Annotated in this window: 9 protein-coding genes; 4 read left to right on the top strand and 5 right to left on the bottom strand. The window is 68.3% G+C overall.

The genetic code is table 11. The features are described 5' to 3' along the window. Positions 1 to 433: glycosyltransferase family 4 protein (locus A5648_RS01235; RefSeq protein WP_131810498.1), on the top strand; the 433-nt coding region annotated here is incomplete at its 5' end. Between the two features lie 7 nt (positions 434 to 440). Next, on the top strand, positions 441 to 2,486 hold the full coding sequence (locus A5648_RS01240; RefSeq protein WP_082966264.1) for an MMPL family transporter: 2,046 nt from the start codon (positions 441 to 443) through the stop codon (positions 2,484 to 2,486). Here the strand turns inward: A5648_RS01240 and A5648_RS01245 are convergent. After that, entirely contained in the window at positions 2,483 to 2,806 is a 324-nt protein-coding gene (locus A5648_RS01245) for a TfoX/Sxy family protein (protein ID WP_065022804.1), read from the bottom strand. The two genes, A5648_RS01240 and A5648_RS01245, sit on opposite strands and share 4 nt — an antisense overlap. Continuing rightward, the gene (locus A5648_RS01250; RefSeq protein WP_065022805.1) at positions 2,806 to 3,684 is read right to left on the bottom strand and encodes an alpha/beta fold hydrolase; all 879 of its coding nucleotides are present in this window, start codon (positions 3,682 to 3,684) and stop codon (positions 2,806 to 2,808) included. Before A5648_RS01250 ends, A5648_RS01245 begins: the two co-directional genes overlap by 1 nt. Positions 3,685 to 3,746: 62 nt before the next feature. Here A5648_RS01250 and A5648_RS01255 point away from each other — a divergent pair, with 62 nt between their 5' ends. Beyond that, positions 3,747 to 4,415 carry a winged helix-turn-helix transcriptional regulator gene (locus A5648_RS01255; protein WP_065022880.1) on the top strand — a complete coding sequence of 223 codons (669 nt, stop codon included), beginning with the start codon at positions 3,747 to 3,749 and terminating at the stop codon, positions 4,413 to 4,415. Here A5648_RS01255 and A5648_RS01260 read toward each other — a convergent pair. Further along, positions 4,378 to 5,325, bottom strand: a complete 948-nt coding sequence (locus A5648_RS01260; RefSeq protein WP_065022806.1) for an alpha/beta hydrolase — start codon at positions 5,323 to 5,325, stop codon at positions 4,378 to 4,380. The genes A5648_RS01255 and A5648_RS01260 overlap by 38 nt on opposite strands. Positions 5,326 to 5,397: 72 nt before the next feature. Here A5648_RS01260 and A5648_RS01265 point away from each other — a divergent pair, with 72 nt between their 5' ends. Continuing rightward, positions 5,398 to 6,375, top strand: a complete 978-nt coding sequence (locus A5648_RS01265) for an LLM class flavin-dependent oxidoreductase (protein ID WP_065022807.1) — start codon at positions 5,398 to 5,400, stop codon at positions 6,373 to 6,375. Positions 6,376 to 6,379: 4 nt separating this feature from the next. Here the strand turns inward: A5648_RS01265 and A5648_RS01270 are convergent, their stop codons facing one another. Together A5648_RS01270 and A5648_RS01275 are read right to left on the bottom strand one after the other, a co-directional pair. After that, on the bottom strand, positions 6,380 to 8,308 hold the full coding sequence (locus A5648_RS01270) for a hypothetical protein (protein ID WP_342707232.1): 1,929 nt from the start codon (positions 8,306 to 8,308) through the stop codon (positions 6,380 to 6,382). Between the two features lie 119 nt (positions 8,309 to 8,427). Next, positions 8,428 to 9,468: an ATP-grasp domain-containing protein gene (locus A5648_RS01275; RefSeq protein WP_234787249.1), complete on the bottom strand. Its 1,041-nt coding sequence runs from the start codon at positions 9,466 to 9,468 to the stop codon at positions 8,428 to 8,430. Between the last annotated feature and the right edge of the window lie 360 nt (positions 9,469 to 9,828).

The raw sequence follows: 9,828 nt of genomic DNA on the forward strand, positions 1-9,828 counted from the left end.
ACTCAAGGCCACCCGGTTCGTCGGACGACTGGATCATGAGGAACTGTTGGCGATGTTGCACCGCGCGGACGCCGCCGTGCTGCCCAGCCACTACGAGCCGTTCGGGCTGGCCGCACTGGAGGCCGCTGCGGCCGGAACCCCGCTGGTCGCATCGAACGTCGGCGGGCTGGGCGAGGCCGTGATCGACGGCGACACCGGTATGTCGTGTCCGCCGCGCGATGTGCCGGCCCTGGCCTCGGCGGTGTGCGCGGTGCTCGACGACCCGGCCGCGGCGCAACACCGCGCCGTGGCCGCCCGGGAGCGGCTCAGCGCCGACTTCGACTGGCACACCGTGGCCGACGAGACCGCGCAGGTCTACCTGGCCGCCAAGCGTCGCGAGCGGGAACCTCAGCCGCGCCGGCCGATCATCGAGCACGCGCTACCGGACCGGTAACGCCCGGGTGTGGGACCGGATCGCCGCCGTAGTCACGCACCATCGGTCGTGGCTGGTGGCACTGGTGGTCCTGGCCGCCTCCGCCGCACTAATGGCGTTGGGCGGCCACAACACCGACGCCACCGCCTCACCCACGCTGCTGCCCGGGTCCTCGGAGGCCGCTGCGGCCGCCGCGGCGCAGCGCGAGTTCCCCGGGGGCGATCGCGCGACCGCGATCCTGGTCGTCACCCGCCACGACGGCTCGGTGTTGACGCAGGCCGATCTGGCAGCGGTCGCGCAGGCCCGCGACCGGATGCAGCAGGTGCCGCAGGCACTACCCGGCCCGCCGGCGCCGGCACCGGTCTCCGCCGATGGCAAAGCGGCGATCGCCACCGCACAGCTGAGCACCGCGCTATCCGGATTCGAGCTTCGTGACACGGTGCAGACGCTGCGCGAGGCGGTCAGCGACGGGCTGCCCGGTCCGCTGAGCGCGCACCTGACCGGCGGCCCCGCCTTCGGCGCGGACATCGCCAATGCCTTCTCCGGCGCCAACATCACCTTGCTGGCGGTGACCGCGCTGGTGGTCGCCCTGCTGTTGATCGTCACCTACCGCTCCCCGGTGCTGTGGCTGCTGCCACTGCTGGTCGTCGCCCTCGCCGACCGGGTCGCCACCGTGGTGGGCGGGCTGATCGCGAATGCGACCGGGGCCACCTTCGACGGCTCGACGTCCGGGATCACCAGCGTGTTGGTGTTCGGCGCCGGCACCAACTACGCACTGCTGCTGATCTCGCGTTACCGCGAGGAATTGCGCCGCTCCCCAGAGCACCGCAGCGCGCTGCGCGCCGCCGTCCGTGCCGCCGGCCCGGCGATCGTGGCCAGCAACGCCACGGTGGTGCTGGCGCTGCTGACCCTGATCGCCGCGAGTATTCCGAGCACCCGCAGCCTGGGCATCTGCGCGGCCAGCGGGCTGGTGGTGGCCGCGGTGTTCGTTCTGCTCGTGCTGCCCCCGCTGCTGGCGTTGTGCGGACGAAACGTCTTCTGGCCGTTCATTCCCCGTGTCGGCGAGGGCTCGGCGAACACCGGCTGGCGCCGGGTCGCCGACGCGGTGGGCCGCCGGCCGCTCCCGGTCTGCGTGATTGCGGTGGTGGTGCTGGCGCTGTTGACGACCGGGTTGTTCGGGGCCCGGATCGGCCTTTCCCAAACCGAGCAGTTCCGGGTCCGCGCCGACTCGGTGACAGGCTTCCAGACCCTCGCCGAACACTTCCCGGGCGGGGCATCCGACCCGACGGTCATCATCGGGTCCACTGCCCGCACAGCACAGCTGCGGGAGGCCATCACGGCGGTCCCCGGGGTGACGTCGGCGGTTCCCACCGGCGCGTCGCCGGCCGGCTCGACCCGGTGGTCGGTCGTGATCGACGCCGCGCCCTCGACCGGCGGCGCCTTCGACACGGTTACCGCACTGCGGGATTCGGTCCGCACCGTGGACCCCGGTGCGCTGGTGGGCGGTGCCGACGCCCAGGGCCTCGACATCCGCGACGCCGCAGACCGCGACCGCAAGGTGCTGATCCCGGCGATCCTGGCGGTAGTCCTGGTGGTGCTCTACGTGCTGTTGCGGGCCGCGCTGGCCCCGCCGGTGCTGGTCGCCGCGACCGTGCTCAGTGCGATGGCCGCACTCGGACTGGGCGGCTGGGCCAGCATCCACTTGTTCGGTTTCCCCGCGCTCGACGACGGCACACCGCTGTACGCGTTCCTGTTCCTGGTCGCGCTCGGGGTGGACTACACCATCTTCCTGGTGACGCGTGCCCGCGAGGAGAGCGGCGAACACGGCACCCGCGCCGGAATGGTGGCCGCGGTCGCCGCCACCGGCGGCGTGATCACCAGCGCGGGAATCGTTCTGGCGGCGGTGTTCTGCGTGCTCGGCGTATTACCGCTGATCGTGCTGACCCAGTTGGGCATCATCGTCGGGGTCGGGATCCCGCTGGACACCTTCGTGGTGCGGACCCTGGTCATTCCGGCATTGTTCACCCTGATCGGCGACCGGATCTGGTGGCCGTCCAGACCCGTCCGACTCTAAGCGCTTGTCGCGGCCGCGATTCCGATGTCGATCCATTCGCCGAGCCGACGCCTGCTGCGCAGGTACTCGCCATCGATGTGGACCCAGCCGCGCATGGTCCGCCCGCCCATCTGCATGGGCTGCGCGGCGGTGGTTCGCAAAAGCTGTTCGGCGCTGTTGGCACCGACCCGCACCAGCAGCCCGCCCTCAGCGCTGGCCGCGACCGCGATTCTGCCGGCGACGAGGAACGCCAGCCCACCGAACATCGCTTGTTCGCGGACCGGTGGACCATCGGCGAACATCTCCCGCACCCGGGCCGCCAGCTGCCCGTCGTAGGCCACTATGACCCCGACTGTGCGTGCCAGCGCCGGATCGCCTCGGCGAACTGCTCGGGGGCATCGGAGGGCACAAAGTGGCCGGCACCCTTGACGATCACGGTCTCGTGATCAGCCAGCGTCTGCTCCCACCGCCGTAATTCGTTGTCCCCGAAGGCGAAGTCGGCGTCGCCCCAGATGATCAGCGCCGGGAGCGCCGCTATGTCGGGCAACCCGGATTCGATGTCGGCGAGGAAGGCGCGGCTGGCGGTGATCTCGCGGGGAAACACCGCCGAGGCCTCCCGCCGTGCGGCGCTGTCGAGGGCTTTCTGGTAGTGGGCCATCTCCTCGCCGGTGGGCTTGGTGAGCCGGTGGCCGACGGGGATCATGACGTTGACGAAGAGGTTGAACTGCCGGATCAGCAGGCGTCCGATCGGGCTGCCCATCACGTGGGACATGATCTGCACCAGCGGAGCACCGACCGGCCAGGCCCAGGTGTTGGTCAGTACCAGCCGGTCAAAGACCTTCGGGTGTTGCTGCACCGCGGCCAACCCGATCGGCCCGCCCCAGTCGTGGGCCACCACCGTGACCCCGCTCAGCGCGAGTGCTTCGACGAACGCCCCGACCACCGCAGCGTGTTCGGCGGGCAGATACCGGTATCCGGGCGCCGCCGAGGACAGCCCGAATCCGGGGTAATCCACCGCAACGCAACGAAAGTCTGGTCGTAATGCTGCGATGACCTCACGGTAGTCGAACGACCAGGTCGGGTTGCCGTGCAAGAACAGCAGCACCGGCCCCGATCCCTCATCCACGTAATGCACGCGGTGCCCGCCGAGGTCGAGGAATCGGCTCTCGAACGGGAACAACTCGTCGTCGACCCAGGCGGGCCTCTCCGCGACCGTCATGGCCACCCCTCCTGACTGACTTGATATAATCAAGTGAACTTTATAATAGCAAGTAGGTGGCGATGAGTCGAGACTACGGTCAGTACTGTGGACTGGCCCGGGCCCTGGATGTGGTGGGCGACCGATGGAACCTGTTGATCGTCCGCCAGCTCCTTACCGGACCGGCCCGCTACCGCGAGTTGCGCGACGGGCTGCCGGGGATCGCGACGAACCTGCTGACCGATCGCCTCCGCGACCTGGAGACCGCCGGTGTGCTCGAACGGCGCTTGTCCGACGACGGCCGCGCCGTCACCTACGCGCTCACCGAATGGGGCGCGCAACTGCGCGAGCCCATCTACGCGCTGGTCCGCTGGTCGACGCCGCTGATGATCCGCGGCCCGCAGGGCGACGAGTTTCGGGCCGAGTGGCTGCTGCTGGCACTCCCCGCGCTGTTCGCCGGCCGCAAACCTGCGGATCGCTCCACCGTGGGAGTCGCCGTGGACGGCGGAATGGTTCAGCTGCGAGCCACCAAGTCCGGCATCGAGGTGGGCATGCCCGACGGGCGCGAGCTTGACGCCGTGCTGCACACCGAGGCATCCGTGGCTCTCGGGCTCGCGGCAGGTGTGTTGTCCCTTGATGATGTTGCCGCCCTGGTGGAGATCGACGGTGACGAAGCAGCCCTGCGAACCCTTTTCGGCGCGCCCGGCAAGGCGTCTACAGTGCCGCCAGATACCGCACCCGGTCCGCGATAACCCGTTGCGACACATCGGTATCGGGTGCCAGCAGATCGAACGCGTGCGGGCAGCCGGGGTACAGGTGCAGCTCGACGGGGACGCCGGCGGCCAGCAGCCGGTGCGCGAAAATAACGTCTTCTTCGGCGAAGATGTCCAGCCCGCCGACGTCGAGATAGGCCGGCGGCAGACCGGTCAGGTCATCGGCGCGGGCCGGCGCGGCATAGCCGTCGGCGGCCGCACCGGCCAGCAGCGCACCCCAGCCGGTGACGTTGTCGTCATGGCTCCAGGTGAGCAGGGTGCTCGCAGCGTCGGCGCCATCACACGTCCGGTCGTCGAGCATCGGGTAGATCAACAGCTGAGCCGCGATCGCCGGGCCGCCTCGGTCCCGGGCCAGCAGGCACACACCGGCGGCCAGCCCCCCACCGGCGCTGTCGCCCATCACGGCCAGCCGGGCGGCGTCGACGCCCAACTCGGCGGCATGACCGGCCAGCCAGCACAGCGCCGCATAGCAGTCCTGAAGCGGAACCGGATGCGGAAACTCCGGGGCGACCCGGTAGTCGACGACCAGCATCGGCACCCCGGACGCTGCGACGTAGCCGCGCACCGCCGCGTCGTAGAGCGCACCCAGGCGTGCCCAGTCCAGGATCATCCCGCCGCCGTGCAGATACAGTGCCGCACTTCCCGGCTGCTCAACGCCCGAGCACCGATACCATCGCAGTCCGAGCGTGCCGCCCTCGTAAGTCAGCGAGAACTCTTGGACCTCAACGCCGGTGACCGGTGGCCGAGACGCCAACACCTGGTTGAACAGGTGGCCCGCGTTGCGGCGACGCGTGGCGACGTCCCCGACCGCCGGCGGGGGCACCTGCTCGGCGCCGTCGCGCATCGCCAGCAACGCCGCGAGCACCTGAGGGTCGGGCGGTCCGGCCATCAGCGCTCCGTCTCCATCGGTGGATCGTGTCGTCCGCTACGGTAACGCCGGAGGAGGTGACCGGTCAGTCCCATGCCACTACTGAGCGCCCTGCGCCTGAACATGACCAATGTCCCCGGCGCCGAGCATGCCGAGCGTTACCGGACGGCGCTCGAGATGGCGTCCTACGCCGAGGCCCACGGGGTGACCGCGATCGGTTGCGAAGAACATCACCTCGCGGCCACCGGATGGTTACCGGCCCCGCTGCTGATGGCCGCTGCCGTTGCCGGATGCACCACGACCATCCGCATCAGCGTGGGCGCGCTGCTGGTGCCGCTCTACGATCCGATCCGGCTGGCCGAGGACATCGCCGTGCTGGATCAGCTATCCGCCGGACGAGTCAGCTTCGTGGCCGGAATCGGATACCGCCCAACCGAATACCAGGCCGTCGGCAAGGATTTCCGGCGACGTGGCCGGCTGATGGACGAATGCCTGACCGTGCTGCTGCAAGCCTGGGGCGAGGAACCGTTCGAGCTCCACGGCCAGCTGATCGACGTGACACCCAAGCCGTACACCAAGCCGCACCCGATGCTGCTCATCGGCGGCATGAGCGTCGCGGCGGCCCGGCGGGCGGCCCGGTTCGGGCTGCCGTTCTCGCCGCCGATGCCGATGCCCGACCTCGAAGCGGTCTATCTGGCCGAACTCGCGCGCAACGGCACGCAGGGGTTCGTGTTCAGCCCCGAAAACGGCAACACCATCACGCATCTGAGCGCCGACCCGGACAAGGCCTGGGCCCGCTGCGGCGACTACTTCCTCAACGAGGCACGCGAATACGCCTCCTGGGCGGTGCCGGAAGTGCCGCGCCCCAACGAAACCCCGGTGGTCTCCGTCGCGGAGCTACGCCGGGCCGGCACGGTGGAGGTACTGACGCCAAAGGAGCTGATCGCACAGTGCCGCGCCGGCCGGACCGGGGTGACCCTGCATCCGCTGATCGGCGGCCTACCGCTCGACGACGGCTGGGAGAGCCTGCGTCTGCTGGCCGAACAGGTGCTGCCGGAACTGGAAACCTGACGCCTCACGCCTGGACCGCGGCCGCGGGGACCATACGATCGGCGCCCCAGCTGCGCTGGAGGTAGCCCAGCACCCGGTCCAATTCGGTCTGGGTCACCGCGGCCTGCTCGCCCGGTTCCAGCGGATCGAAGTGGAAGATGTAGAGCCGCGACGCGAACTGCTCGAACGGCAGCGACGCCTCGCCGAAGCGTTCACCGTGCCCAGCGGTGCTGACCACCACACCGTCGCCCCAGTCCTGCCCACTGTCGTTATTCGGGTTGTAGAAGTACACCCGCATGGCCCCCTCGGGGTCCAGGCCCACCCGCAGCACGGTGATCGCATGCCAGCCGACGAAGCGGGCGGCGCTGTCGGTCACGGCGATGCCGGCCGGCTGCGGGTGGATCAGCGGCTGATTGCCGTTGTAGAACGGGTGGTAGGCGGCGTAGAAGTGCCGCAGAAACCCTTCGAGCTCAACCAGATTGCCGGTCGCGACGTCGACGTTGATGCGGAAGCCGCGCCCGGACCACCAGCCGTGGAACTCCGGATTGACCCACCGGTGCGGGTCGCCGTCGCGGCCGACGCACCGCCGGAACATCTCGGCGTAGATGCGGTCCAGATGCGGCACCACCAGCAACGAGACCGGATCGAGGTCGACGGGAAGGTGGGCGGCCACCCCGTCCCCGCTGTCCTTCGACGAGATCGGCTGCCCCTCGAAGTGCATGACGATCTCGTCGTCGCGCGCCGCCCAGGCGATCGTCTGCAGCAGGTAGTCGGGATCGTTGTAGGACCACATCGACAGTGCGCGCGCGGCTTGGCAGGTCGGGTTGTCACCCTGCCCCACCCCGAGCGGCAGCCCGAGCATCGACAGCGTCCCCGCCAGCAGCCAGGTGTGCGGATCCTGCGCCGGTCCGAACACCTGGGTGAGCCGCTCCCGGGACGCCTTGGAGACCGGCAGCGCCAATTGACGCCACAGCGACGGCGCCACCGGCGGCTGGTAGAGGATGCCCCGCTCCAGCAGCAGCGCCAGCCCGTAGATGCACTGGGCCGTCTCGACGTGCACCGCCCCCGAGATCAGGCTGTGCACCAGATCGTGGAAGCAGAGCAGGCTGTCCCGGCCGGTGCTGGACAGCCCCAGCGCCTCGCCGAGCAGATAGTCGCTCTTTTCCAGCAGGAAACGCAGCAGCACCGCGTGATACGGCGACACCAGCCCGGTGTCATGCATCGACCGCGCGAAGCCGGCCGCCTCGTACTGCAGGGTCGGCTCGTCCATCGATTCCAGCCGGCTGAGATAGACCTGGACCCCGGGATCTTCCCGACAGCCGTCGGTGGTGCCGTACAGGCTGGTGATCAACCGATCGGTGCCCACCGCACCGCTGCCCAGATCGATGCTGGGATCACTGCGCACGATCGAGATCTGGGTGATCATCGCCTTGATCTGGTCGACCTGGATGGGCCGCTGACGCAGAATCCGCCAGATCTCCTCGACCAGCCGGTCCAGAACGCCTTCGTAACCGATCTCCTCGACCAGGTACCCGAACAGGTCGCGGGTCAGCCGCGCCATCCGGCCCTGCAGTTCGCGCTCCGCCTCGGTCGGCGGGGCCAACAACAGCGACAGGTTGATCGCCAGCACCTGCGCCAGATGGTGCCGCGCCTGCTCCGCGGTGATCAGCGGATGGCTGTACTCGCCGTTGGCCACCGCGAGCAGACGCAGTTCGTTGACCGCCTCCAGCACCACGGTGTCAGGATTCGCACTGCGCAACGAACCGGTGGTCAGCACCGGCAGCAGGGTGCGCGGCGACGCCCAGTCCGTGCCCAGGAACAGCCCGGCCTCTTCCAGCGCCGCACTGCGAGCCCGTACCGCCGCACAGCCACCCGGCTGCAGCAACACCAGCCGCAGCCCGTCCAGAACACGGCGCAGCCGGTCCGCCTTGCCGAGCGTTCCAGCCTCCGCCAACGCCCTGGTCGCGTCGTCGAGCCTGCTCAGACGACTTTCCAGGGTCGCTAGGTCACCGATTGTCTGGCCCTCCGGTGAATTCCCAGTCAACTCAACGGGTTCCTCACGTGCGTGCCGCCTCAGAGGTAGAAGTCAAGCTCTTCTTGCCGCTTGAGCAACTGCCGCATCTCATACGGATCCTCACCGAAGAAGTAGACCAGACCCCAGTGAGTGCCGAACGCGGTGCGCTTGGTGACAGTCTCTTCGAGCGGTGCGGTGAGTTCGTGCGATTCGAAGTATTGGTGGTCCTCGGTCTCCTCCGGGATGGCAAGGGTGCTGACCACCCGGCGGCGCGGATACACCCCGAAACAGCCCGCGTGCCCTTTGGCGTCGATGACCTCGCGCGGGAAGAACTCCTGCAGTTCCTCCTCGGTGGTCTTCGGGTCGAAGGCCAGCACCAGCGCCTGGTAGCCGTTGAATCCGTAGACGCGCTCCAACAGTTCGAAGACCTTGAAACCCGGCGGCCGGTAGGCGACCTCACCGAAGTACATCTCTCCGTCGCTGGTCACAAAGTACTCGGGGTGGACGAAGCCGAAATCGATGTCGAACGTCTTGATCAACTTCTCGATCTGAGCGGTGATCTGCGGCCGGTAGCGTTCCAATTCCGGCGACGCCGGTACGAATACCGAATAGCCGAGGGTGACGTACTCGGAAATATTGAGAAACCGGATCTTCCCGTTGTGCACCCACGCCTCGACGGCAAACTCCCAGCCGTCGAGATGCGATTCCATCAACGCCGGGAATTCTTCGTCGGGAATCGAGTCGATGTCATCGGGAGCCCGGATCACCCGGTGGCCGAGGCAGCCGGCCTTGTCGAAGGCCTTGAAATGGATCGGGTCGTTGGGGTCACCGTCGAGTTTCAACAGCGTCTGGTTGACCCGTTTGAGGAACCGGATGACGTCGTCGCGGTCGTGCGCCTCCTCGAAGATGCCGACCCGAATTCCACCCAGCTGAGCACGGCGCTTCATCAGCGATTTGTCGCGTAGCAGCATCGCTTGACCGAGCAGCCGCGGGTTGTCCAGCAGGACGGAGTTGATCGCCCCCGCCCATTCCACGGTCTCCTCGAAGAGCGGGATCGCGACGTCGACGCCGCGCTCCTTGAGTGTTTCGGCGATCTCCATCGACCGCTCGTTCAGGCGCTCGAAGTTCCAGGCGATGTAGGGAATATCGTGCTGCTGACAGTATTCTTCGGCCCAGTCCGGCGCGACGACCACATATCGGCGGTCGAAACGGTCCACTGCATCGATGGCGTTCAAACTCCAGCCGAGTAACGCGATATAACCCTTCTCCGGGTTGCGGTGGTTCTCGTCATTGCGGGTCTTCGAAACATCTGCCAAATCCGTCAAAGTGCCCTCCCTCTTTTCGACCCTCTTCGCATGCGATCCGCGCCCCACGGTACCCGCGGCGTAGCGCCGCTGAGCGGGTCACCGAAGGCTGATCGGCCCGCCGCTGCGGTCAAGGCCGGGGCTGACCGCCCGCCG

Source organism: Mycolicibacter sinensis, from assembly GCF_001673565.1.
GTDB classification, from domain to species: Bacteria; Actinomycetota; Actinomycetes; order Mycobacteriales; family Mycobacteriaceae; genus Mycobacterium; species Mycobacterium sinense_C.